A 21,778-nucleotide genomic window follows, 5' to 3' on the forward strand; every position below is an offset into this window, starting at 1 on the left:
GCCGCCAGCGCGGCGGCCCGTGAACAGGAGACCGGCCATGACAAAACCGTTTCCGTCCAAAACCCATATCGGCAATCACCTGCTGCATCCGGAAACCCAGATGCTGAACTATGGCTACGATCCGCAGCTGTCGGAGGGCGCCGTCAAGCCGCCCGTGTTCCTGACCTCGACCTTCGTGTTCCGCACCGCCGAGGACGGCAAGGACTTTTTCGACTTTGTCGCGGGCCGGCGCGAGCCTCCGGAGGGCATGGGGGCGGGGCTGGTCTATTCGCGCTTCAATCATCCGAACAGCGAGATCGTCGAGGACCGGCTTGCGATCTATGAGCGCACCGAGAGCTGCGCGCTGTTCTCCTCCGGCATGTCGGCGATCTCGACCACGGTGCTGGCCTTCGCGCGGCCCGGCGACGTGATCCTGCATTCGCAGCCGCTCTATGGCGGCACTGAGACGCTGTTCACCAGGACACTGGCGGGCTTCTCGATTCACGCCGTGGGCTTTGCCGACGGCCTCGACGAGAGTGTCATCCGCGCCGCTGCCGACGAGGCGATGAAGAAGGGCCGCGTCGCGATGATCTTCATCGAGACGCCGGCCAATCCGACCAACGGCCTGGTCGATATCGCGCTGACGCGGCGCATCGCCGACGCGATCGGCAAGGCACAGGGCCAAACGCCGATTATCGCCTGCGACAACACGCTGCTCGGGCCGGTGTTTCAGCGGCCGATCGAGCACGGCGCCGATCTCTCGCTGTACTCGCTGACGAAATATGTCGGCGGCCATTCCGACCTGATCGCTGGCGCGGCGCTCGGCTCGAAGAAGCTGATGAAGGACATCAAGGCGCTGCGCGGCGCGATCGGCACCCAGCTCGATCCGCATTCCTGCTGGATGATCAGCCGTTCGCTGGAAACGCTCAGTCTGCGCATGGAAAAGGCCGACCGCAACGCGCGGATCGTCGCCGACTATCTGCGCGACCATCCCAAGGTGGCGCAGGTGCATTATCTCGGCCATCACGATCCGGCGTCGCCTGCGGGGCGCGTGTTCGCGAGCCAAAGCAGCGGCGCCGGTTCGACCTTCTCGTTCGATATCGTCGGCGGGCAGCAGGCGGCGGAGAAATTCCTCAACTCGCTGCAGATCTTCAAGCTCGCAGTCAGCCTCGGCGGCACCGAGTCGCTCGCGAGCCTGCCGGCCACCATGACGCATTCCGGCGTGCCGGCCGACATCCGCAAACGGATCGGCGTGCTGGATTCGACAATCCGGCTCTCGATCGGGATCGAGCATCCGTCCGACCTGGTGGCCGACATCGCGCAGGCGTTGAGCCGGGTGTGAGCCAGTCAAAAGCGTGTAGGATGGGTCGAGCCAACGGGGCCGCGCGTCGCGCGGCCCGATGATAAACTAAGCGAAACCCGTCCTACGGGCTACCAAACCTCCGGAGAGAGTGCATGCTGGCAATCACGGCGATCATCCGCGCGAAGAAGGGCCATGAGGCGGCGATGCGTCAGGCGTTGCTCGACGTCGTCGAGCATGTCCGCGCCAACGAGCCGTCCACCGTCGGCTACTACGTCTCGCAGGATGTCGACAGTCCGCGGATATTTTCGACGTATGAGCGATACCTGGATCAGGCGGCGATGGACCGGCACAACAATTCGCCGGCTGTGGCGCGCTTCTTTGAGGTCGCGAAGCCGATCCTCGACGGCGAGGTGATAGTGGTCTTGGCGAACGAGATTGCGAGCAAGCAGGAGTAGGGCGTTCGCCACCGGGTCACAAATAATAGCTTGCTCCGGAAAGGCTTCGCCGCAGCGCGTTCATTCTCCGATTTGGGATGCGCGGAGTATTGCAGACCGGCGCGGTCGGCGATTTCAGGACAAACCCATCGCGGCGGAACCGCGCTTGAAGCGAGCGTACGCCCGGACAACGTTGACGCGGAGGCGGCACGCCGTTATTGGCGGCGCGGAAAATTCCGACACAACGATACGGGATGGTCTCGATGCAAGTGACTTTGATGAAGGGCAAGATTCATCGCGCGCACGTCACCGAAGCGGACTTGCATTATGAGGGGTCGATTTCGATCGACCGCAATTTGATCGAGGCCGCCGGTTTCCTCATCAATGAACGCGTCGACATCTATAACATCGACACTGGCGCGCGCTTCTCGACCTATGTGATCGAGGCGCCGGCGGGATCGGGCACCATCGGCCTCAACGGCGCGGCCGCGCGGCTCGCCATGGCCGGCGACAAGGTCATCATCGTCGCCTATGCCGGCTTCGACGCCGACGAGGCGCGCAAGTTTCATCCGCGGGTCGTGCTGGTCGACGACGAGAACCGGCCCATCGCGAAGGCTGCCGCCTCACCGGCGAAAGCATTGGCGGATGCGTAAGCTGGGCTACGCTAGGCCTTCTTGACGAACTCCGATTTCAGATTCATCGCGCCGATGCCGTCGATCTTGCATGCGATGTTGTGTCCGTCGCTGCCCTCGGTGAGGCGGATGTTCCTGACCTTGGTGCCGCCCTTGACCACCGACGACGAGCCCTTGACCTTGAGGTCCTTGATCACGATGACGCTGTCGCCGTCCGTCAGCGGGTTGCCGTGCGCGTCGCGTACGCCCGCTTCCTGCGCGCTCTCGGCGGCCGCATCGCTGCTCCACTCATGGGCACATTCCGGGCAGACCCAGAGAGCGCCGTCCTGATAGGCATGCTCGGAATTGCATTTCGGGCAGTTCATTGCGGCGTCCATGGTCGAGATCGTCTCCGTCGTTGCGGGCGCACCGTAGAGGCACAGGCAGCCAAAGCAAGCAAAAACCCGGCGATTTGATGCGCAAAGCGGCGCAAAGGTGGCGAGCCGCTCGTCCACCCGCGGATGCCGATGGAACGGTCCGCGCCCCTATCCGTTGCCGTCCGTCGCTCGGCATTGCGCCCCTGTGCTCGCGGGGAACGGTTCACTGATCGTCGCGTCCGGGCCGGCAATTCATCCAGGAGCAATCGGCTGATCCCAAACATGGATGCGGAAGATGAATCAGAGAAGTTCGGCCTTCGTCTGCCTTCGCACGTCGCTCGTCACCGCCGCCTTCACGTCGGCGTTGCTGGTGAGCGCAAGTCTTGTAGGCGCAAGTCTTGTAAGCGCAAATCTTGCCCGCGCACAGCCGGTGAATTCGCGCGCGGAACATGGCAATGGTGGTCCCGGCGAGTTCGCCGACCTTGCGGAGAAGGTCGGGCCGGCTGTGATTGGCGTCAACGCCAAGGTGGCGGCTGCGGCGGATGACGACGACTCGTCTCCCGGCGACTCACCAGGCGGTTCTCTCGGGCCGGACGGCTCGCCTGATCAGGACACGCCGGGGAGGGCCGTTCCGAATCCCGGCAGGCGCGGACCGGGCAATCTGCCGAAGCTGGGTGAGATGACCTCGATCGGTTCGGGCTTCTTCATCTCGGCGGACGGCTACGCAGTGACGAACAATCACGTCCTCGGCGGCAGCGACCGCGCCGATGTCCGCACCAGCGACAACAAGGTCTACAAGGCGAAAGTCCTGGGCAAGGATCCGGTCAGCGATCTGGCCCTGCTCAAGGTCGATGGGCGGACCGACTTCAGCTATGTCAATCTCGCGGATCAAGCGCCGCGCACCGGCGATTGGGTGCTCGCGGCCGGCAATTCATTCGGCCTCGGAAACACCGTCACCGCGGGAATCGTCTCGGCGCGTGCGCGCGATCTGGAGACCGGGTCTTCGGAAGATTTCGTCCAGATCGACGCGCGGATCAATCGCGGCGATTCCGGCGGCCCGAGCTTCAACACGCATGGTGAGGTGATCGGCGTGAACAGCCTGATCTTCTCGCCCTCCGGCGGCTCGGTCGGTGTCGCGTTCGCGATACCCGCGGATACCGTGAAGACGGTGATCCCGCAGCTGAAGGACAAGGGCTCGGTCACGCGCGGCTGGATGGGCGCCCAGATTCAATCGATCACCCCCGGCATTGCCGAAAGCCTCGGTGCGAACAATCTGCACGGCGCGGTCGTGGTCGGCGTGCAGACCGGCGGCCCGGCAGCGAAGGCCGGATTGAGGCGGGGCGACGTGATCACCTCGGTCAATGACGAGCCGATCAAGAGCGCCAACGAGCTGACCAAGAAGGTCTATGCGGGAGCGCCGGGCAGTTCGGTCAAGCTTTCGATGCTGCGGGACAATGCGCCGAATTCACTGAGCGTGACGCTCGGCCAACTCGCACAGTCGCAGGCGCCCGCCGGCACGCCGAAGTGAGGCTGCGTTGCTGCGCCACCGCCCATCCTGCAGGCTACGTCTGCGGCGTGATCCCGCCGGCCTGGGCGATCAATTCGAACGATCGCAGGCGCTTCTGGTGATCATAGACGTCGGACACGATCATCAGCTCGTCGGCGCCGGTCTCCGCGACCAGCGCGTCGATGCCGGCGCGCACCGTCGCGGGCGAGCCGATGATGGAGCGCGCGAGCATCCGCATCGCCTGCATCTTCTCCGACGGCGACCAGTAGCTCTCGATGTCGTCGATCGGCGGCTGGCTGAGGCCGCGCGCGCCGCGGAAGATGTTGGTGAACGACATCTGCTGCGTGGTCGCCAGCCGCCGCGCCTCCTCGTCGGTGTCGGCGGCGATGATGTTGACGCCGACCATGGTGTAGGGACGGTCGAGCTGCTCCGACGGCTTGAAGCGGGCGCGATAGATCTGCAGCGCCTGGATCAGCAGCTCGGGGGCAAAGTGCGAGGCGAAGGCGTAGGGCAGGCCGAGCTCGCCGGCCAGCATCGCGCCGAAATTGCTCGAGCCGAGAATCCACAGCGGCACGTCGGTGCCCGCGGCCGGCACCGCCTGGATGCGCTGGTTGGGACCGGCGGCCGCGAGGAAAGCCTGCACCTCGAGCACGTCCTGCGGAAAGTTCTCGGCGGATTCCGGCGTGCGGCGCAGCGCGCGCAGCGTGAGCTGGTCGGTGCCCGGCGCGCGGCCGAGGCCAAGGTCGATACGGTCCGGAAACAGCCGCGCCAGCGTGCCGAACTGCTCGGCAATGACATAGGGCGCGTGATTGGGCAGCATGATGCCGCCGGCGCCGACCCGGATGGTCTTGGTGCCCGCCGCGATGTGCCCGATCACGACCGACGTCGCGGCGCTGGCGATCCCCGCCATGTTGTGATGCTCCGCCACCCAGATGCGGCGATAGCCGAGCGCCTCCGCATGCGCGGCGACATCGCGCGCGTTATAGAGCGCGCCGCGCGCGTCGGTTTCCTCGGTGACGCGGACGAGATCGAGAATGGAGAGGGCGGCCACGGCGACTCCGGAGCGTTAGGGACGGGAGCCGATGGTATTTGGCTGTGTCCAGGTGGATGCGAAACGGCGGGGAACAGCCGGTTCATGCAGATGCATATGGATGCGGTCGCCATGCCGGTCAATCCGCCTGATGCGATCGAGGAAGCAGGGCTGCCCATCCAAAATATCGAAAACAACCCCATGCAAAGGTGCAGGTTGCCGCCGGCACTCGGAAGTACGACTTGACGCGTCGGGCAAATCGGTGGTACTTTCTATTATTCCGAAATTGTGAAGGTGGCGTAGGATGGGTAGAGCGAAGCGAAACCCATCATGTCTCCGCGCGGATAGAAGGTTGATGGGTTTCGCTTCGCTCTACCCATCCTACAGACCTGATCCGTACGCTCGACCACCGCTATCGGAGAATCGTCGCGTCAGGCCCCAGACGATTGCGGCCGTAGCTCCCGTCGCGAGCAGATGCTTCAAGGTGTGTCCGCTGACGAACCCGAGCGTGTCTGCGATCTCGTGGTCGAGCACCTCGGCGACCTTGGCCGCAACGTACAGCGCCATCGCGGCGGCGAACGCGATGCGGTCGGCACGCGGCGCGCGATAGACCGACTGCCACAGCGGGATCAGGATGAGCGGGAGGACCTGCAGCAGCAGATACGGTCGCAGGTCACCCGCACCGAGCCTGTCGGTGGCGGCCCACCATGCGACGCTACCGACAGCGAACAGCCCGAGAACGATCGCTTCGATGTTCGTCTTCGATCTCGGCTGGGTGTCGCCGCGGACGCCGACCAGCAGGCCGGCGCCGGCAAGTGCGATCGGCAGCATGTCCCAGGTCAGCCGGCCATTGCCGGGGGCGAGGTGAAAGAACGCGGACCCGAAGGCGGTCAGGAACAGGCCGATCAGGAACAGGCGGTAGCCGGGCCATCCGGCGCGCAGCCGATCGCTGTTGCGGTGAGGGCGCAGCGCCAGCCAGCCCCAGATCGCGACCAGGGCGAAGCCTGCGTTCGACAGGACATCGGCTGCGTGCGGGATGCCGAAGATGGCCGAGTGGTCGGCGAAATCGTTGTAGCTGGCCGGCTGCGCGATGCGTCCGTGCGCCGCGAAGGCCGCAATGATGCCGACCGTGATGATCGTCGGGGCGTGCTTGATCCACCGTTTTACGGGCCGCTCGGACCCGGTCAATCCGTCGATCCGGAAGGTCGTTTGCATCGCCGGCTCCGGCAAAAATGAACAATGTTCAATATCTGGCATAAAAATGAGCGACGTTCAAGTTCATTTTTCGGGAGGGGCCGATCATGCTGATGGGGAAGGTCCGCAACGCGCGCAGCCCGCGTAGCCCGCATGAGCGAAGCGATATGCGGGGGCCGGTGGTGTGTTCTTGCGAGGCGGATCCCGGATATCGCTTCGCTCATCCGGGCTATTGGCACAAAAGCGCAAGGCGCGTCGGCCAAGCGCGACTTGCCGAAAATGTGCTGATGATGGCGGCTTACGCGCGCGGCCGATCCACCCTACCTTCGCTGAGCGCGAACCGCGCAGCCCACCGATCCGATCCGGAGCGAACCAATTCCCCAGCTCATCTTCGGCCTGACCAGTCTGCTGATCCTGGCCCGCTTCATCTGGCCGCTCGACTGGCCGCTGCCGGCAAAGATCGTCGCCGCGTTGCTGGTGCTGGTCGCCTTGCAGTTTCACCGCTGGAACAGGCTGTCGTCGGGATCGGAATTCTCGCCGGAGTTTCCGCGTCCGGTGGTCGTCCTGTTCAACTGGGCGTTCGGCGCGATCATGCTGCTGGCGCTGCTGCAACTGGCGCTCGATGCCGGGCTGCTGGTGGCCGCGCTGATCCACGGCGGCTTCGTCGGCGCCCCCGACGGCGTCCGCTACGCACTTGCTGTGCTCGCGGCCGCCGCCGCCGCGATCGGCGTCCATCAGGCGATGCGCATTCCGCCGCTCAGGGATGTCGAGGTCGGGATCCGCGGACTTCCGCTCCAGTTTGACGGCTACACCATCCTGCAACTGACCGATCTGCACATCAGCCGGCTGTTTCCTGCGCCGTGGGCGCGTGCCGTGGTCGAGCGTTCGAACAAGCTCGGCGCCGACCTGATCGCGATCACCGGCGATCTGATCGACGGCACCATTGATGCGCGGCGGGGCGACATCGCGCCGTTGCGCGACCTGATGGCCGCCGATGGCGTCTACGTGATCTCGGGCAATCACGAATATATCTTCGGCTATGACGGCTGGATGGCGCACTACGAAGCGCTCGGCCTGCGCTCGCTCGAGAACAGGCACATCGTGCTCGAACGCGGCGGCGGCCGCCTGGTGATCGCAGGGATTACCGACCGCGCCTCGCGACACCGGGGGCATTCCATCCGCGACCTTGGCGCGGTTCTCGACGGCGCCCCCAAGGGCGCGCCGGTCGTCCTGCTCGACCACCAGCCGAGCGACGCACGCAAGGCAGCTCGGCTCGGCGTCGCCCTGCAGCTCTCCGGACACACCCATGGCGGATTGATCCTGGGGATCGATCGCCTCGCCGCGCGCGCCAATGCCGGCTTCGTCTCGGGCCGCTACAACGTCGACGGGATGACGCTCTACGTCAACAACGGCACCGCGCTCTGGCCGGGTTTTGCCTTGCGGCTCGGCCGCCCGTCGGAATTGACGCGGATCACGTTGCGCGTGGCTGATGACATCTGATTGATTTGCTGCGCGTGCGATGATGCAAACGCGGTGTTATCGCATTGGCGGGGCAGCCCGAATACGCGCGCCGCATGGTTGCGGTCTGCTTCTCGGCCAGGGTCGCAGCAGTAGCCCGCATGAGCGAAGCGATATGCGGGGTCGGTCGTGCGTCTGGTGACGTTGGTCCCGGATATCGCGGAGCCTGTCATCGGGCGCGCATTCGCGCGACCCGTTGGCTCATCCGGGCTACGCTTGCTGAGCAGCCGCCGCCAGATAGCCGGTGCATCAATGCTGTGATCTCATTTCGGACGCTTTTGTGCGGCGATGGTTGTCGAAAGACGCAGGTAGGGTGATTTGGACGTGGTCATGCTTTCGCGAAGGCTTGTCATTGTTGCAGCTGCGCTCGTGCTCGGGACTTGGTCGGCACGCGCGCAGCAAAGCACCGAGTATGATGCGTGCATGGACAAGGCCGAAGGGGTGTCAACGAAGATGCTGGCGTGCGGCAAGACCGCAATCGAGAAGTGGGACGTCAGGCTCAACATCGCCTATCAAGCGCTTCTCGCAAGGTCGAAGGGCGAGGCGCACGCGCAATTGCAGACCGAGCAGCGGGCCTGGCTGAAGCATCATCTGGGTGAAACCCATCGCCTCGCCGCGGACCCCAACAACGGGTCCGTCGCGTTCCTCGACTCCCAGGCGTTCGAATTGAATGATATCGCCGACCGCACGCTGCTCCTTGAAAAGCGTGCCAGCCAGTAGCCCGCATGAGCGAAGCGATATGCGGGGCCGGTCGTGCGTTTGGTGACGTTGGTTCCGGATATCGCAGAGCCTGTCATCGGGCGCGCATTTGCAGGACCCGTTGGCTCATCCGGGCTATAAGAAAGAACCCGTCGAAATGACCCTCCGCTGACCTTTGATGCTCGGCGACATGCCGTTGTGACCTGCTATCATGGCAGCTCACCTCAGTGATTCAGCAGTCGCTCGCAACTTTACGAGGAATGATGTCCCAGTCTTTCAAGGTCGGCGATCTCGTCAGGAAGCGTGCCGGTTATGAGTATCCTGGCATCATCGTTTCAGTTTTCACGACGCGCGCCGGTGCAGTGCGTTACGTCGTGGAGGCCGATCATCCCGGATTTGCGGGGATGCTCCATATTTTCAATGGCGAGCAACTGGAGCCGAGAGCCTAAGTTTGCAGATCAAACGTGCCGTCGGTGCCTGGTTCGAATGGTTGGACGGCAACAACGGCACTTGCGTTGAGAGGACCATATATATGCGGGTACAATTTGCCGTTGCCCGCGTCCTCGTACCGGATGGGCGGGATCACGCGAGCCGGATCGATGGCGAGCAAGATCAGGCCTCGTTGACCCTGGAAGAGGTAATTCGCGACTTCAATGAGTTGCTCGGGCGTCGAGCAATGAATGAACCCCTCGCTGTCGAACGACGCAGAGCGGTATTCGCCGTTGCTCGCTGCTGCCCACGCGGCAGGCGAGCAGATGTGGTAAATCACTGAAGGCTGCAAGTTCATCTCCATATTCGCCTTACGATGTCGAGAGAACGGCATGCTTGTCGATATTGACAACAGGCCGATCGCGCCCAATGATGGTGCCGGGTTGATACACCCGCTGCTTGCGCCCTTTGTGGATAGTGAACGTATCAAAATCCGCCACACCCTCGCTATTGGCGAGCGGGTCGGCAAGGCAAGCACCGATCTCCTCCGTTCGCCGATAGGGGTGTACCCATGCGCGATTTTCGCGATGCGAAGGCGATGGCGCGGTCTCTGCGCAACGCCTTGAATGCCAGGGCGATACAAACCACTCACAGCGAATCCCTGGAACTGATCGCGAAGGCGTTCGGCTGCGAGACCTGGAATATCCTGTCTGCCAGGATCGATGCCGCCGGCGCTCAGAAGCAAGCCGCCCAGGGCGGTCTGCTCTACTGCTCCTTCTGCGGCAAGAACCAGCATGACGTGAGCAAGTTGGTGGCGGGTCCTGCCGTCTTCATCTGCGATGAATGCATCGACCTGTGCACCGACATCGTCGACGAGCATCTAAACCAGCTGATTGCAGGAAACGAGGAGGGCGCGCGCGCCTTGTCGACCGATCGATTGCTGCACTATGTTCAGCTCGCGCGCAAGATCGTGGAGCGCCATCGTTCGATGTTGCAGCGCATTGACCGGATGATCGCGCTTCGATCGAACCCATCGCCGATGGACGCGGAGGTGCCACAGTCGGCCATCTTCGCTCAGCTCAAGGCCAAGACCTCAGATGAATTGCTGGCCATGAAGAAAATCTCGCAAGATCAAATCAGCCGCTATGAGCGGGTGCAACGGACGGCGACGCCGCTCATCGACGAGCGGACGCAATAGACTGTCCTGCGGGAAAGCGGGCAGAGAATAGAGTAGGGCGGGGTTGGCGAAGCGCAACCCCGTCGCGACAGTTGCGAGCGAGCTGGTGGATTTACGCCTTCGGCTAATCCGCGCTACGCTTGATGGTTTCAGGCAGGTGAAACTGTAGGCAAGACGTTTCGTATCGCGTCCGAAAATGCAGGCGCAACACGGTTGCGCAGCGCGCGCACTATCCACTGTTCGAACTGAACCTTTGTCTGACCTTTCACCTTGCACGCAAGGGCCAAAACTCCCTTGTTGTCATACCATTTGAGCAGTTCAGGAATGTTACCGTTGACGATGGCTGATTGAATGCTGTCATTCGCCAGTTTGGCAAGATCGGTTACGCTCAGGTTGCCAGTCTTGTTAACGTAGTCGGACGCAAGTGCTTCCACGTCGGCAGCTGAGCTAAAGTCGATTTTCTTAAGAGTGCGGTCAATTCTTCGTCGGCAGTACCGCAACACGATAGAAAGGCGATTTTTGGGTTCACGGGCTTGGTCGAACAGTTCATCAAAGATTGGAGTCAGTTTGTCCGAAAGAGCAGGTCCATCATAGCCCTCAGATCGTGCGATAGCTTCCAAGACGCTTGGCAGCAGAAAGAGATTTTCGATTTCAGAAACCGGTAAGGTCGCGATTCCCCTACTTTCGAGCAACTGCAAGTCTGCGGCATCGTATGCATCGGCGTCGACGATACCCGCGCAAGTTATACGAGTGAGAGAAGCATTGGCGCGCATTGTGATAACGGCGTGAATGACTTCCTCACACGAGCCGCGGGGGATGATGGTCCAATCTGGATAGCAGGCGCGGTAAATTGCTTGATCGAGGCTTTGGCCTTGCCCTTCTACGAAGAGCACCGGCTTCCGGCTTCCAAGGATTAACGTAGTGATCTCTTCGGAAAAGCCGGTGTCTTCTGGAACGGGTTCAATAACCCAGCCCGTCGTCGGGTTGTAGGTGCGCAAAACATACTTTTGGCCCTCGCGCGAGGCAACGAATTCGAGATCGTGCGAGATAAAGACCATCGCGCAATCAGGGCGGACGGCCTCAAGTTCATCCCAAAGGCGGGACATTATTGAGCGATGGATGTGCAACTCGGGCTCATCAAAAATCAATACGCTGTTTGCGGCCGCCGTGAGCGTTTGTCCGATTAAATAGAAGATTGCGCGCTCACCGTCGCTCATGTCGCCGGCTCGATACTTCTGACCAGTGCGAGTCACAGCAGCTTGAATGTCGTCGCCGGTGATATCGAGCTTTCGGTTTGGAAGGATACGGTCCCAGATTTCGACGAGCTGCTCAAACTTGGTCGCCGACACAGGTTGGTTAAAGCCGGCCCGCGCATTGTTGTGCGTTTGAAGGGCGGTATTTGCTTGGTCCGCAAAGAGAGCTTGCACAAGGAAGTCGTAGTCGTTCAGTAAGAAAACCGCCGCATTGCCTTGCCAGCGATTTCCGAGACGGTGTTCAACCGCTGATCCTGGGTAGGCATATCCATGCCTGAGTCCCAAGAGCGCCGTCTTTTCGTTGACTTTGGGGATTGATGCGTTCAGCGCGAGAGCGCGGTGTGCAGATATGCGGTGGGCGTCTTTTCCGAGGGCTTCTTCGATTTTGACGGCGAGTCTCGTCTTGCCTCCACCGTTTGCGCCGACGAATAGAATTGATTCGCCTGGGTCGACGCGGAAGCTCATTTCGCCAGTCGGGGTACGAGCTGAAAAGCTAAATGTCATAAGGGGGCACTTCAAGTCGTGGAGTTGCCAAATCAAGATCATCGCAAAACGGGGGCTATCAGCCCATAGCAGATGAGTTCAACGCACGAAGAAAAGGCCGCTCTTCGGCGGCCTTTCAATTGTATCTCGGCGGATCGCGGCCTCACGAACACCCCGTCGTGGACCCACAAGTATCGCACTTCATGCAGGTGCCATTTCGCACCAGCGTGAAGTTGCCGCACTCCGAGCACATCTCGCCTTCGTAGCCCTTGGCCTTCGCTTCGGCGCGACGCTCCGCCTTGGACGGGGCGGCGGCTGCGGCGGTGCCGGGCTTGCTCCAGTTCAGCGCCTCGAGCTTCTCGGTCGGCGAGAGGTCGTGGCTGACCTCCTGCTTGAGGGCGACCGCGCCTTCGACGGTGTCGGAGGCGCCGCGCGAGGTTGCGCCGTGGGAGGCGAGCGCGGTGACGCGGTTGCCGGCGGGCGCGTTGTCGGCGCCCGGGCTCACCGCGGCCGAGCCGCCGCGCATGACGACCAGGTTGTCGGTGCGCGACCGGGTCAGACCCTTCGACAGGTACTTGGTGGCCTGGTGCTGGGCGGGGGCCTCATCCGGCTCCTTGCCTTCCTCGACGCCCTTGCCGAGCGCGTCGAAGCCCGACTCGTTCGGATCGACATGGGCGAGATCGAAGCGCGCCATGTAGCTCACCGCGAGCTCGCGGAAGACATAGTCGAGGATCGAGGTCGCGTACTTGATCGAGTCGTTGCCCTGCACCGGACCCGCGGGCTCGAAGCGGGTGAAGGTGAAGGCGTCGACATATTCTTCCAGCGGCACGCCGTATTGCAGACCTAGGGACACTGCGATCGCAAAATTGTTGATGAAGGAGCGCAGCGCCGCGCCTTCCTTGTGCATGTCGATGAAGATCTCGCCGAGCCTTCCGTCGTCATATTCGCCGGTGCGCAGGTACACCTTGTGGCCGCCGACAACCGCCTTCTGGGTGTAGCCCTTGCGGCGATCGGGCATCTTCTCGCGCTCGCGCATCACGACGATGCGCTCGACCAGCTTCTCGACGATCTTCTCCGAGACCTGGGCGGCACGCGCGGCCATCGGCTTCTCGTACAGCGCTTCCACCGCATCGTCCTCGTCCTCATCGTCGGAGATGAGCTGCGAGTTCAGCGGCTGCGACAGCTTCGAGCCGTCGCGGTACAGCGCGTTGGCCTTCAGTGCCAGCTTCCACGACAACAGGTAGGCGGACTTGCAGTCCTCCACCGTGGCGTCGTTCGGCATGTTGATGGTCTTGGAGATCGCGCCCGAGATAAACGGCTGCGAGGCCGCCATCATCCTTATGTGGCTCTCGACCGAGAGGTAGCGTTTTCCAATTTTGCCGCAGGGATTGGCGCAATCGAACACCGCGTAATCGGTTGGCTTGAGGTGTGGAGCTCCCTCCACCGTCATCGCGCCGCAGATGTGCACGTTGGCGGCCTCGATCTCGCGCTTGGTGAAGCCGACCGCCGAGAGCAGGTCGAAGCCGGGCGCAGCGATAGCCTCGGCGCCGATGCCGAGCTGGTCGCGGATGAAGTCTTCGCCAAAAGTCCACTTGTTGAAGGCGAACTTGATGTCGAACGCGGTCGGCAGCGCCTTCTCGACCTTGGCAATGGCTTCGTCGGTGAAGCCCTTTGCCTTCAGGGTTGAGGCGTTGATGCCCGGCGCATTCGACAGCGAGCCGTGGCCGACGGCGTAGGCCTCGATCTCGGCGATCTCGCTCTCGCGATAGCCGAGCGCACGCAGCGCGGAGGGCACCGCCTGGTTGATGATCTTGAAGTAGCCGCCGCCGGCGAGCTTCTTGAACTTCACCAGCGCGAAGTCGGGCTCGATGCCGGTGGTGTCGCAATCCATCACGAGGCCGATGGTGCCGGTCGGCGCCACCACCGTGGTCTGGGCGTTGCGATAGCCGTTGACCTCGCCGAGCGCCAGCGCGTCGTCCCAGGCCAGCCTGGCATGGGTGACGATGTCCGCCTGCGGGCAGGAGGCGTGATCGAGCGGCACCGGGTTGACCGAGAGCGCCTCGTAACCGGCCGCGTTGCCGTGGGCGGCGCGGCGGTGGTTGCGGATCACGCGCAGCATGTGCGCGGCGTTCTTCTTGTAGCCCGGGAAGGTGCCGAGCTCGGCCGCCATCTCGGCCGAGGTCTTGTAGGCGATGCCGGTCATGACCGCGGTCAGCGCGCCGCACAGCGAACGGCCTTCCTTGCTGTCATAGGGCAGGCCCATGGTCATCAAGAGGCCGCCGATGTTTGCAAAGCCGAGGCCGAGCGTGCGGAATTCGTAGGACAGTTCGGCGATCGCCTTCGACGGGAACTGGGCCATCATCACGGAGATTTCGAGCACGATGGTCCAGAGCCGGCAGAGGTGCTCGTAGGACTCGATGTCGAACCGCTTTGTGGTCGTGCTGTAGAACGTCAGCAGGTTGGCCGAGGCGAGGTTGCACGCCGTGTCGTCCAGGAACATGTATTCCGAGCACGGATTGGACGCGCGGATGTCGCCGGACGCCTTGCAGGTGTGCCAGTCGTTCATCGTGGTGTTGAAGTGCAGGCCGGGATCGGCGCTCGCCCAGGCGGCGTAGCCGATCTTCTCCCAGAGGTCGCGGGCCTTCAGCGTCTTCGTCACCTTCTTCGTGGTGCGGCCGACGAGATTCCAGTCGCCATCGGTTTCCACCGCGCGCAGAAAATCGTCCTTCAGCGACACCGAGTTGTTGGAGTTCTGGCCGGAGACGGTGAGGTAGGCCTCGGAATCCCAGTCGGTGTCGTAGGTGTCGAACGAGATGTCCTTGTAGCCCTGCCTGGCGAACTGGATGACGCGCTTGATGTAGTTGTCCGGCACCAGCGCGCGGCGCGCGAGCTTGATCTCGCGGCGCAGGGCAGGGTTCTTCTCGGGATCGAAGCAGTCGTCGCCGCTGCCTTCGCAGTTGACGCAGGCCTTCATCACGGCCTTGAGGTGCTTCTGGTTGATCTTGGAGCCGGTGACGAGGGCGGCGACCTTCTGCTCCTCCTTCACCTTCCAGTCGATATAGGTCTCGATATCGGGGTGATCGGCATCGACCACGACCATCTTGGCGGCGCGGCGCGTGGTGCCGCCCGACTTGATCGCGCCCGCGGCGCGGTCGCCGATCTTGAGGAAGCTCATCAGGCCGGACGAGCGGCCGCCGCCGGACAGCTTCTCGCCTTCGCCGCGCAGGCTCGAGAAGTTGGAGCCGGTGCCGGAGCCGTACTTGAACAGGCGCGCCTCGCGCACCCAGAGATCCATGATGCCGCCCTCGTTGACGAGGTCGTCGCCGACGCCCTGGATGAAGCAGGCATGCGGCTGCGGATGCTCATAGGCCGACTTCGATTTTGTGAGTTTGCCGGTCTTCCAGTCGACGTAATAGTGGCCCTGGCCGGGACCATCGACGCCATAGGCCCAATGCAGCCCGGTGTTGAACCACTGCGGCGAGTTCGGCGCGACCATCTGTTTTGCCAGCTGGAAGCGGAGCTCGTCGAAGAAGGCGAGGGCGTCTTCTTCCGTGGAGAAGTAGCCGCCCTTCCAGCCCCAATAGGTCCAGCAGCCGGCGAGGCGATCGAACACCTGCTTGGCCGAGGTCTCGCCGACGATGCGCTCGTTCTCCGGCAGGAGGCCAAGCGCCTCGGTGTCGGGCACCGAACGCCACAGCCAGGACGGCACGGTCTCTTCCTCGACCTTCTTCAGGCGCGCGGCAACGCCCGCTTTACGGAAATACTTCTGCGCCAGCACGTCGGAGGCGACCTGCGACCAGAACTCCGGAACCTCGACGTTCTCGGCGCGGAACACGACCGAGCCGTCCGGATTGCGGATCTCTGATGTGGTCAGGCGGAAATTGGTCCCGGCATAGGGAGATTGTCCGCTGGTGGTGTTGCGTCGTTCGATTCGCATGGTCGAGCCCCGTCTCTTCTTCTGCCCGGCCCCACGTTTGTCCGCAGGTGCCGGAATGTTGTCTGTTCGCGGACTTAAGGGAACACGCTTCAGCACGCCTCCCGTCATCCGCAGCTCAGCCGGTGGATCCGGCCTGTTTTCTCTCATCCGCTGGGCGCCGGTATGACCGGCCCTGCGGCGGCATCGTCCCGGCGCTGCCCCCCGACTGGTCGGGTGCTCCGGGTCATGCATTCAACGCCCCAAAACGCTTCACGCGACACGTCACGCGTACGCTTCTTCTCGGGCCGGTTACGGCCTCTGTTTCCGGGTCCTTCGCGGCCCGTTCTGTCGCCCCGGACTCGAAAGACCTCGGGCCCAAAATCAGGGCAGAGAAGCCCTTCACCCGCGGCCCGAAGGCCTGGCGGAGTGGTCATTTTGGAACCCTTGTGGGAGCGACCGGCGGGGACCCAAACACACTCGCGCCGAACAGGTTGAAAGCTAGGCCATGTCCGTCACGCCCGTCAAGGACTAGTACGAGTTTCTGAATCAAACACTAAATATGGTGGAAAGAGGGGGATAACAGGGGTCGGTGCCGCGCCTGTGATCGAGCCAACTATCGGTGAGTCCTCAGGGATTCCCAAGCCAAAAATATTCCTATCGCCTGTGGATCGGAGCTTCGCCCCGCTGTTCACAGGCGAAGTTTTTATTCGCGGTCCCGGATTGAATTTTGGGGACTCACGTAGGCCTACGGGCAAAGTACGGATCAGGCATGTCAGAGCCGTGATGGTCGGGCGACAAAATCGCGGGCAAGGTGAGGCCGACTCACATCCCCGCCGGGTTCCATGACAGTCCAGAAGCCTTCCGCGCGGCCGCGCCTTGCGCCCGCCGGCCTGATGTTCCTCGCCATCACCTCAGTGGGCTGGGGGTTCAACTGGCCGTCTACCAAGTTCCTGCTCAGCGAGCTGCCGCCGCTGACCTTGCGCGGCACCACCGGGGTGATCGGCGCCGTGCTGCTCGCGGCGCTGGCGCTGATCCGTGCCCAGAGCCTGCATGTCGAGAGCCGGCTGTGGCCGCGGCTCGTGCTCTATGCGGCGCTCAACGTCACCGGCTGGATGGTGCTGATGGGGCTCGCGCTGCTCTGGCTGCCGGCGAGCGAGGCCGCGCTGATCGCCTACACCATGCCGGTTTGGGCCTCGCTGCTGGCCTGGCCGGTGCTCGGCGAGCGGCCGACGCTGCTGCGGACCATCGCGCTGGTGATGGCCTTTGCAGGCCTCGCCGCGATCATGGGCGGCAGCGGCATCACCGCAAGTAAGGAGAAGCTGCCGGGAATCATCATGGCGCTCGGCGGCGCCTTCGGCTTTGCGCTCGGCACCGTGCTGGCCAAGAAATATCCGCTGGTGATGCCGCCGATCCCGGCCGCGGCCTGGCAGATCGGCCTCGGCTGCGTGCCGATCGCGATCGTCGGCCTCCTGATCGAGACCACGCATCTCGACCGCATCACGACGGTCGGCTGGTGGCTGCTGGTCTATTCGACGCTGATCCAGTTCTGCGTCGCCTATGTCGCGTGGTTCGCCGCGCTCGCGCGCCTGCCGGCCTCGGTGGCGGCGATCGGCACCATGGCGGTGCCTGTGATCGGCGTGGTGGCCTCCGCAATCGCGCTGCACGAGCCGCTGGGGCCAAGCCAGATCGTCGCGCTGCTGTTCACGCTCGCCGGCGTCGCGCTTGCGACGAGGTAGCGCGCATCACTCGCCGAGCGCCTGCTGCAGCATGCTGGCGAGCTGCGCCTTGCGGTAGGGCTTGGCCAGCAGCAGCACGCCCTCGTCGAGGCGGCCGTGATGCACGATCGCGTTCTCGGTGTAGCCCGAGGTGTAGAGCACCTTGATGCCGGGCCGGCGTTTTTGCACCTCGTCGGCGAGCTGGCGGCCGTTCATGCCGCCGGGCATGATCACGTCGGTGAACAGGAGGTCGAACTTCTCGCCCTTGTCGACCAGCGCCAGCGCGGCGCGGGCGTCGGGCACGGCGATGGTCTTGTAGCCGAGCGCGCCTAGCTGCGTGACGACGTAGTTGCGCACCAGCTGGTCGTCTTCCACCACCAGGATGATTTCGCTGCCGCGCCGCACCGGCTCCGGCGGAGGCGCCTCCACCTCGACCTGGCCGCGGGCAGGGGGCAGATAGAGCTTGATCGTGGTGCCGTGGCCTTCCTCGCTGTAGATCTTGATATGGCCGCCGGACTGCTTGACGAAGCCGTAGACCATGCTCATGCCGAGGCCGGAGCCCTTGCCGACCTCCTTGGTGGTGAAGAACGGCTCGAACACCTTGTCCTGCACCGCATGCGACATGCCGGTGCCGGTGTCGCTGACCGCGAGCAGCACGTAGCGGCCCGGCGTGATGTCGGGATTGACAGCCGCATAGGCGTCGTCGAGCACGATGTTGCTGGTCTCGAACAGCAGCTTGCCGCCGTTCGGCATCGCGTCGCGGGCGTTGATCGCCATGTTGAGCAGCGAGTTGGCAAGCTGCGACGGATCGATATGGACGCTGGCGACATCGGACGCCAGCACCGAATTGATCTCGATCTGCTCGCCGAGCGTCGGCCGCAGCAGCTTGGCGATGTCGACCACGGTGCCGTTGATGTCGACGGTGCGCGGCTCCAGCGGCTGGCGGCGGGCGAAGGCGAGCAGATGCTGGATCAGCTCGCGGCAGCGCTCGGCGGCGCGGTCGATCAACTCGGCGGTTTGCGCAAGCTTCGGCTGGGCGCGCAGGCTGTCGACCAGCGTCTCGGTGGTGCCGGTGATGACCGTCAGCATGTTGTTGAAGTCGTGCGCGACGCCGCCGGTCAGCTTGCCGATGGCGTCGAGCTTCTGTGCCTGCTGCAGCTTGTGCTCGGTTTCGCGCGAGGCGGTGATGTCGTGATAGATCAGCGCCGCGCCGGTGATGGTGTCGTCGCCGTCGCGCAGCGGCCGGCCCGACACCACGAGGTGGATCTCCGGCGCGCCGCGCACCGGCTTGGCGACGAATTCCAGCCCGTCGAATTCCTCGCCGCGCAGCGTCCTGGCCGACGGCATGTCGTCGGCCTGCATCGGCGTGACGCCGTCGGACTGGAACACATTGCTCATGGCGCGCAGCTGCCGGACCGTCATGCCCGGCTTGTAGCGCAGCATCTTTTCGGCGGCCGGGTTTGACAGCAGCACGGTCCCGGCGCTGTCGATCACCAGCACCGCCTCCGCCATGGTGCGGAAGGTGGTTTCCATCACCGAGGTAGAGCGGCGGAGCTCTTCGAGCGCGGCGCCGAGATCCTTGGTGCGATCGGCGACCTTGCCCTCGAGCGACAGATTGGTCGCCTTGGTCGCGCTGAGTGCGCCCTGCAGTTCGCGGCTGGCGCGCCGGGCCGTCAGCGTCAGCGCGATCGCGAGCAGCAGGATCATCGCCACGCCGGCGAGATCGATCATCAGCAGCAGCCGTCCATTGGTCTTCGACTGGTCGGTGCGAATCCGGAGCAGGCGGCGCTCTTCGGTGACCAGGCGGTCGAGCGCCGCGCCGACCTTGTCGGTCAGCGCGCGGCTCTCGCCCGCGGAGACCAGCGCCGCGGCGCCGGCCGTGTCGCCCGCGCTGCGCAACCTGATCAGCTCGGCGCCGAGCGCAATGGCGCGCTGGACCTCGACCCTGGTGCCGGTGATCAGCTGCGCCTCCTCGGGGGCCGACGTCACCGCGGCCATCAGATCGTCGAAGGCCGCGGTGAGGGCTGCGCTCTGCTCGCGAAACTCGTCGGCAAAGGACGCATCGCCGGTCAGCGCGAAACCGCGCGCCGTGCTCTCGACGCTGCGCGGCAGCTGACGCGCATCCGAAATGCGCTTGAGGATGCTGAGCGTGCGGTCGACCGAATCAATCTCGCTGCGCGACTTGACGTCCAACCCGATCGACGCCGCGCTGATGACGAGGAGGATCGCAAGGCCGCTGCCGAGAATGAGACGCTGGGAAGCCATCGACGATTAGTACGAGCAATTATTTCGAAAGACGAGCGGAAGGTGCATACTTCGCAAGACATTCGTTAACGGCGGCAATCAGCGCCTGCGGGGTGAACGGCTTGCGCAGGCAGGCGGACGCGCCGAGCTCGATCGTCATCCGCAGGAAGTCCGGCGCGCGGTCGGCATTGGCGAAGGCATAGCCCGACATCGCGATGACGGGAATTTCGGGGGCGCGCTCGTGGAAGACGCGGATCGCCTCGAACCCGCGCATATGCGGCATGAAGACGTCGACCAGCATGACGTCGAAGGTGGCCTGCTCGAGCGCGCGCATGCCGGCTTCACCGCCATCGGCGACGGTGACCTCGAAGCCCTGGCGTTGCAGACACACCTCGATGGCAACGCACACCATCGGGTCGTCATCAACCACGAGAACGCTCGGCACGATGCATCCTCTTTCTAACGGCCTCGCGTGCCGGCGACTCGCTTGGCCTGTTCGTCAATTAAGGCGGAACCTAGACGGAAAGTCTGTATCATAGAATGCATATGCTGTTTGCTGACAAGCAGATTTCCAGCTAGCCGTGACACATCACCTGTATTTGTCCATCCCCCTTTACGACAGGTCCATGACTGCAGTTCCCGTCGCCGGCCGCGCCCCGCTGTCACCGCTTGGCCTCGCATTCCTGGTCGTTGCCTCGATCGGCTGGGGACTCAACTTCCCGATCATGAAGTTCCTGCTCACGGAGTGGCCGCCGCTGTCCGCGCGCGGGCTGTGCGGCGTGGTCGGCGCGGTTGCGCTCGGTCTGGTCGCGCTGATGCGGGGACAGACGCTGCGCGTGCCTGACGGCATGTGGTTGCGGCTCGCTCTGGTGTCGACGCTGTCGATCGGCGGCTGGGTCGCGTCCATGGGCCTCGCGCTGATCTGGCTGCGGGCCAGCGAGGCGGCTGTGCTCGGCATATCGATTCCGGTGTGGGTCGCGCTGGTGGCCTGGCCGGTGCTCGGCGAGCGCGTGTCGCTGCCGCGTGCGCTTGCGCTTGCGGTGGCGCTCGCCGGGATCGCGGCGCTGATCGGCGGCGGCGGCATCGACGCAAGCCTCGGCAAGCTGCCGGGGATTCTGTTCGCGCTCGCCGGCGCGCTCTGTGTCGGGCTCGGCACGGTGCTGACCAAATCGTTCAAGCTCGCGATGCCGCCGCTGTCGCTCGCGGCCTGGCAGCTTGCGATCGGCTGCGTGCCAATCGCGATCATCGGCATCATGATCGAGCAGCCGCAGCTCGCCGCGCTGTCGCAGTTCGGCTGGGCGTCGATGATCTACATGACGCTGATCCAGTTCTGCCTTTGCTATGTCTGCTGGTTTGCGGCGCTCGAGCGATTGCCGGCGGCGACCGCGTCGATCGGCACGCTGCTGGTCCCCGTCGTCGGCGTGCTCGCGGCAGCGGCGATGCTGCGCGAGCCGCTCAGCGCGAGCGATATCGCAGCGCTCGTGGTGACGTTCGCGGCCGTCGCGGTCGCCTTGCGCACATAAGACTTGCGTACATGAAAAAGGGCGGCGCTGGCGCCGCCCTTTTGCAATCAAGAATTCAGGCCTTCATTACGGGCAGGGATGCCGCCGGCCGTCATAGCCGAGATAGGTGCCCGAGGCAGGATCGTAGGACCTGTAGCGCTGCGCGCAGTAGCTGGCGCCGCCGCCACTCGGTACCTCCACGGCAACAGACGGTTCATCGTAATAGCCGTAGCTGTCGTCATAATAGCCGGGGCCGTAGCCATAGCCGGAGCCGTAATACGCGCCCGAGGCGAGGGCGCCGCCGACGACCGCACCAGCCACCGCGCCGGGCCAGAATCCGCCGCCACGATGATACCCGCCGTGCCAGCCGCCACCGCCGCGCCAACCGCCGCCGCCACCACCGGCCC

20 protein-coding genes are annotated in these 21,778 nt (G+C 63.9%); 11 read left to right on the forward strand and 9 right to left on the reverse strand.

Annotated elements, in window-relative coordinates:
* Positions 1 to 37 precede the first annotated feature (37 nt).
* From I6F38_RS30865 to panD, 3 genes are all read left to right on the forward strand, one after another.
* Positions 38 to 1,321, forward strand: coding sequence for a cystathionine gamma-synthase family protein (locus tag I6F38_RS30865; RefSeq protein ID WP_225163053.1), 1,284 nt, complete (start codon positions 38 to 40; stop codon positions 1,319 to 1,321).
* Between the two features lie 113 nt (positions 1,322 to 1,434).
* On the forward strand, positions 1,435 to 1,737 hold the full coding sequence (locus I6F38_RS30870; protein ID WP_225163054.1) for a putative quinol monooxygenase: 303 nt from the start codon (positions 1,435 to 1,437) through the stop codon (positions 1,735 to 1,737).
* 242 nt (positions 1,738 to 1,979) lie between these two features.
* Positions 1,980 to 2,369, forward strand: coding sequence for an aspartate 1-decarboxylase (panD, locus tag I6F38_RS30875; RefSeq protein ID WP_225163055.1), 390 nt, complete (start codon positions 1,980 to 1,982; stop codon positions 2,367 to 2,369).
* 11 nt (positions 2,370 to 2,380) lie between these two features.
* On the opposite strand, the gene I6F38_RS30880 is transcribed toward panD, so the two are convergent.
* Entirely contained in the window at positions 2,381 to 2,725 is a 345-nt protein-coding gene (locus I6F38_RS30880) for a zinc ribbon domain-containing protein YjdM (protein ID WP_225163056.1), read from the reverse strand.
* Between the two features lie 274 nt (positions 2,726 to 2,999).
* Here I6F38_RS30880 and I6F38_RS30885 point away from each other — a divergent pair, with 274 nt between their 5' ends.
* Positions 3,000 to 4,232, forward strand: coding sequence for a trypsin-like peptidase domain-containing protein (locus I6F38_RS30885; RefSeq protein WP_225163057.1), 1,233 nt, complete (start codon positions 3,000 to 3,002; stop codon positions 4,230 to 4,232).
* A 34-nt stretch (positions 4,233 to 4,266) separates the two neighbouring features.
* Here the strand turns inward: I6F38_RS30885 and I6F38_RS30890 are convergent, their stop codons facing one another.
* The gene (locus tag I6F38_RS30890) at positions 4,267 to 5,262 is read right to left on the reverse strand and encodes an LLM class flavin-dependent oxidoreductase (RefSeq protein ID WP_225163058.1); all 996 of its coding nucleotides are present in this window, start codon (positions 5,260 to 5,262) and stop codon (positions 4,267 to 4,269) included.
* 84 nt (positions 5,263 to 5,346) lie between these two features.
* On the opposite strand from I6F38_RS30890, the gene I6F38_RS30895 reads away from it, so the two are divergent.
* Positions 5,347 to 5,487, forward strand: coding sequence for a hypothetical protein (locus tag I6F38_RS30895; RefSeq protein WP_225163059.1), 141 nt, complete (start codon positions 5,347 to 5,349; stop codon positions 5,485 to 5,487).
* A 135-nt stretch (positions 5,488 to 5,622) separates the two neighbouring features.
* On the opposite strand, the gene I6F38_RS30900 is transcribed toward I6F38_RS30895, so the two are convergent.
* A complete protein-coding gene (locus I6F38_RS30900; RefSeq protein ID WP_225163060.1) occupies positions 5,623 to 6,456 on the reverse strand; it encodes a hypothetical protein in 834 nt (277 codons plus the stop codon).
* Between the two features lie 354 nt (positions 6,457 to 6,810).
* Here I6F38_RS30900 and I6F38_RS30905 point away from each other — a divergent pair, with 354 nt between their 5' ends.
* The 3 genes from I6F38_RS30905 to I6F38_RS30915 all read left to right on the forward strand — a co-directional run bounded on the left by I6F38_RS30905 (position 6,811) and on the right by I6F38_RS30915 (position 9,101).
* Positions 6,811 to 7,935, forward strand: coding sequence for a metallophosphoesterase (locus I6F38_RS30905; protein ID WP_225163072.1), 1,125 nt, complete (start codon positions 6,811 to 6,813; stop codon positions 7,933 to 7,935).
* A 441-nt stretch (positions 7,936 to 8,376) separates the two neighbouring features.
* Positions 8,377 to 8,673, forward strand: coding sequence for a lysozyme inhibitor LprI family protein (locus I6F38_RS30910; RefSeq protein WP_225163061.1), 297 nt, complete (start codon positions 8,377 to 8,379; stop codon positions 8,671 to 8,673).
* Between the two features lie 206 nt (positions 8,674 to 8,879).
* Positions 8,880 to 9,101 carry a hypothetical protein gene (locus I6F38_RS30915; protein ID WP_225163062.1) on the forward strand — a complete coding sequence of 74 codons (222 nt, stop codon included), beginning with the start codon at positions 8,880 to 8,882 and terminating at the stop codon, positions 9,099 to 9,101.
* Here the strand turns inward: I6F38_RS30915 and I6F38_RS30920 are convergent.
* The gene (locus I6F38_RS30920) at positions 9,098 to 9,439 is read right to left on the reverse strand and encodes a DUF952 domain-containing protein (protein ID WP_225163063.1); all 342 of its coding nucleotides are present in this window, start codon (positions 9,437 to 9,439) and stop codon (positions 9,098 to 9,100) included. The two genes, I6F38_RS30915 and I6F38_RS30920, sit on opposite strands and share 4 nt — an antisense overlap.
* A gap of 213 nt (positions 9,440 to 9,652) precedes the next feature.
* On the opposite strand from I6F38_RS30920, the gene I6F38_RS30925 reads away from it, so the two are divergent.
* Positions 9,653 to 10,279, forward strand: a complete 627-nt coding sequence (locus I6F38_RS30925; RefSeq protein WP_225163064.1) for a ClpX C4-type zinc finger protein — start codon at positions 9,653 to 9,655, stop codon at positions 10,277 to 10,279.
* Positions 10,280 to 10,407: 128 nt separating this feature from the next.
* Here I6F38_RS30925 and I6F38_RS30930 read toward each other — a convergent pair whose 3' ends face one another.
* Entirely contained in the window at positions 10,408 to 12,015 is a 1,608-nt protein-coding gene (locus I6F38_RS30930; RefSeq protein WP_225163065.1) for an AAA family ATPase, read from the reverse strand.
* 142 nt (positions 12,016 to 12,157) lie between these two features.
* Positions 12,158 to 15,931, reverse strand: a complete 3,774-nt coding sequence (locus I6F38_RS30935; RefSeq protein ID WP_225163066.1) for a vitamin B12-dependent ribonucleotide reductase — start codon at positions 15,929 to 15,931, stop codon at positions 12,158 to 12,160.
* A gap of 821 nt (positions 15,932 to 16,752) precedes the next feature.
* On the opposite strand from I6F38_RS30935, the gene I6F38_RS30940 reads away from it, so the two are divergent.
* Positions 16,753 to 17,646 carry a DMT family transporter gene (locus I6F38_RS30940; protein WP_225163067.1) on the forward strand — a complete coding sequence of 298 codons (894 nt, stop codon included), beginning with the start codon at positions 16,753 to 16,755 and terminating at the stop codon, positions 17,644 to 17,646.
* Between the two features lie 6 nt (positions 17,647 to 17,652).
* On the opposite strand, the gene I6F38_RS30945 is transcribed toward I6F38_RS30940, so the two are convergent.
* Together I6F38_RS30945 and I6F38_RS30950 are read right to left on the reverse strand one after the other, a co-directional pair.
* Positions 17,653 to 19,890, reverse strand: coding sequence for a CHASE3 domain-containing protein (locus I6F38_RS30945; protein WP_225163068.1), 2,238 nt, complete (start codon positions 19,888 to 19,890; stop codon positions 17,653 to 17,655).
* 19 nt (positions 19,891 to 19,909) lie between these two features.
* Complete coding sequence (locus I6F38_RS30950) at positions 19,910 to 20,314, reverse strand: response regulator (protein WP_028332273.1); 405 nt, start codon at positions 20,312 to 20,314, stop codon at positions 19,910 to 19,912.
* Between the two features lie 181 nt (positions 20,315 to 20,495).
* Between I6F38_RS30950 and I6F38_RS30955 the strand changes: the two genes are divergently transcribed.
* On the forward strand, positions 20,496 to 21,392 hold the full coding sequence (locus I6F38_RS30955) for a DMT family transporter (protein ID WP_225163069.1): 897 nt from the start codon (positions 20,496 to 20,498) through the stop codon (positions 21,390 to 21,392).
* Positions 21,393 to 21,458: 66 nt separating this feature from the next.
* On the opposite strand, the gene I6F38_RS30960 is transcribed toward I6F38_RS30955, so the two are convergent.
* Positions 21,459 to 21,778: BA14K family protein (locus I6F38_RS30960; RefSeq protein ID WP_225163070.1), on the reverse strand; the 320-nt coding region annotated here is incomplete at its 5' end.

This window comes from Bradyrhizobium sp. BRP56 (assembly GCF_020194035.1).
GTDB lineage: Bacteria > Pseudomonadota > Alphaproteobacteria > Rhizobiales > Xanthobacteraceae > Bradyrhizobium > Bradyrhizobium australafricanum.

Coding starts and splice junctions, on each gene's coding strand:
- I6F38_RS30865 (WP_225163053.1), top strand. CDS start 38: ATGACAAAACCGTTTCCGTCCAAAACCCATATCGGCAATCACCTGCTG.
- I6F38_RS30870 (WP_225163054.1), top strand. CDS start 1,435: ATGCTGGCAATCACGGCGATCATCCGCGCGAAGAAGGGCCATGAGGCG.
- panD (WP_225163055.1), top strand. CDS start 1,980: ATGCAAGTGACTTTGATGAAGGGCAAGATTCATCGCGCGCACGTCACC.
- I6F38_RS30880 (WP_225163056.1), bottom strand. CDS start 2,725: ATGGACGCCGCAATGAACTGCCCGAAATGCAATTCCGAGCATGCCTAT.
- I6F38_RS30885 (WP_225163057.1), top strand. CDS start 3,000: ATGAATCAGAGAAGTTCGGCCTTCGTCTGCCTTCGCACGTCGCTCGTC.
- I6F38_RS30895 (WP_225163059.1), top strand. CDS start 5,347: ATGCAGATGCATATGGATGCGGTCGCCATGCCGGTCAATCCGCCTGAT.
- I6F38_RS30900 (WP_225163060.1), bottom strand. CDS start 6,456: ATGCAAACGACCTTCCGGATCGACGGATTGACCGGGTCCGAGCGGCCC.
- I6F38_RS30910 (WP_225163061.1), top strand. CDS start 8,377: ATGGACAAGGCCGAAGGGGTGTCAACGAAGATGCTGGCGTGCGGCAAG.
- I6F38_RS30920 (WP_225163063.1), bottom strand. CDS start 9,439: ATGAACTTGCAGCCTTCAGTGATTTACCACATCTGCTCGCCTGCCGCG.
- I6F38_RS30925 (WP_225163064.1), top strand. CDS start 9,653: ATGCGCGATTTTCGCGATGCGAAGGCGATGGCGCGGTCTCTGCGCAAC.
- I6F38_RS30930 (WP_225163065.1), bottom strand. CDS start 12,015: ATGACATTTAGCTTTTCAGCTCGTACCCCGACTGGCGAAATGAGCTTC.
- I6F38_RS30935 (WP_225163066.1), bottom strand. CDS start 15,931: ATGCGAATCGAACGACGCAACACCACCAGCGGACAATCTCCCTATGCC.
- I6F38_RS30940 (WP_225163067.1), top strand. CDS start 16,753: ATGACAGTCCAGAAGCCTTCCGCGCGGCCGCGCCTTGCGCCCGCCGGC.
- I6F38_RS30945 (WP_225163068.1), bottom strand. CDS start 19,890: ATGGCTTCCCAGCGTCTCATTCTCGGCAGCGGCCTTGCGATCCTCCTC.
- I6F38_RS30955 (WP_225163069.1), top strand. CDS start 20,496: ATGACTGCAGTTCCCGTCGCCGGCCGCGCCCCGCTGTCACCGCTTGGC.